The organism is Endozoicomonas sp. SESOKO1 (assembly GCF_024606265.1).
Classification (GTDB): Bacteria; Pseudomonadota; Gammaproteobacteria; order Pseudomonadales; family Endozoicomonadaceae; genus Endozoicomonas.
On the sequence record NZ_JAHHPP010000268.1, the window covers coordinates 1 to 1,090 of the forward strand.

Genomic DNA, 1,090 nt, shown 5'->3' on the forward strand with positions numbered 1-1,090 from the left:
GGACTCCCGGTTTTCCGGCTATGACCGTCTGAGGGATGCCAACCAGCTGTCCATCGGCCTGACCAGCCGCCTGATAGAAGACGATGGTTTTGAGCGGGTGCGTTTTGGTATTGGCCAGATCATCTACTTTGAAGATCGTCAACTGTGGATAAACCCGCTGGCGGGCACACCCTCCAGAGAACCCAGCAACGAAGATGACTGGGATGTTAACCTGAACGAAGAAGGCCTGCGATTGTGGAATGAGATGCACGAATCGGTCTCTCCTCTGGCCTCGGAGCTGGTCTATAACATCAACCGCAAGATGAGCCTTCGTCAGGATCTGATGTGGGATACCAACAATAATGAGCTGGATAACTACGCGCTTTATTACCAGTACCAGCCCAAGCCCCGGAGTGTGATTAATGCCGGTTACCGTTACCTCCTGCAGTCGGAGCGCTATGTCAAGAACGCGGAAAACGGACTGGTTGCCGATCCGGCCAATCCCGGCAAATGGCTGACCGCCAACAACAACTTGAGCCAGACTGATCTATCCTTTGCATGGCCAGTGACACAAAAGTGGTCTGCCATGGGACGCTGGCAATACGATTTAACCAATAAACGGCATCTTGAGTTCCTGTCCGGAGTCGAATATAACAGCTGCTGTTATCAAGTCCGGCTGATGTGGCGTAAATGGATCGATGATGACGACAACATCGATTACCCGGAATACAAAGATGGTATTGTGCTTGAATTTGTTCTTAGAGGTCTTGGAGCGCTCACCAGCGGTTCGACGAAAGAGTATCTCGAAGGTATTAAAGGTTACGCAGGGGATGAGAAGTAAATGATGAGGGGATTGAAAACCACGGCACTGGTTTCTCTCTGCCTGCTGACGTTCAGCAGTGGTGGAGTTTATGCACAGTCAAATGGTGCGGCTCAAAGCGCCCCGGAACGTGCCATCCAGAGCCAGATTGAACTGGATCGAATCGTTGCCAAAATTGACCAGGACGTGATCATGCAGAGTGAGCTGGATGCACGTGTTGATGCGGTGCATCGACAGCTGGCGTCCAGAAACATCAACCTGCCGCCGAAAGAGGTGCTGAAAAAGCAGGTA

1 protein-coding gene and 1 pseudogene are annotated in these 1,090 nt (G+C 51.7%); both read left to right on the forward strand.

Annotated elements, in window-relative coordinates; translation table 11 throughout:
- The coding region (locus tag KDK13_RS12080) for an LPS-assembly protein LptD (protein ID WP_257285224.1) at positions 1-820 on the forward strand (820 nt) is incomplete at its 5' end.
- Positions 821-1,090: pseudogene (locus KDK13_RS12085) on the forward strand (molecular chaperone SurA); the annotation flags it as partial.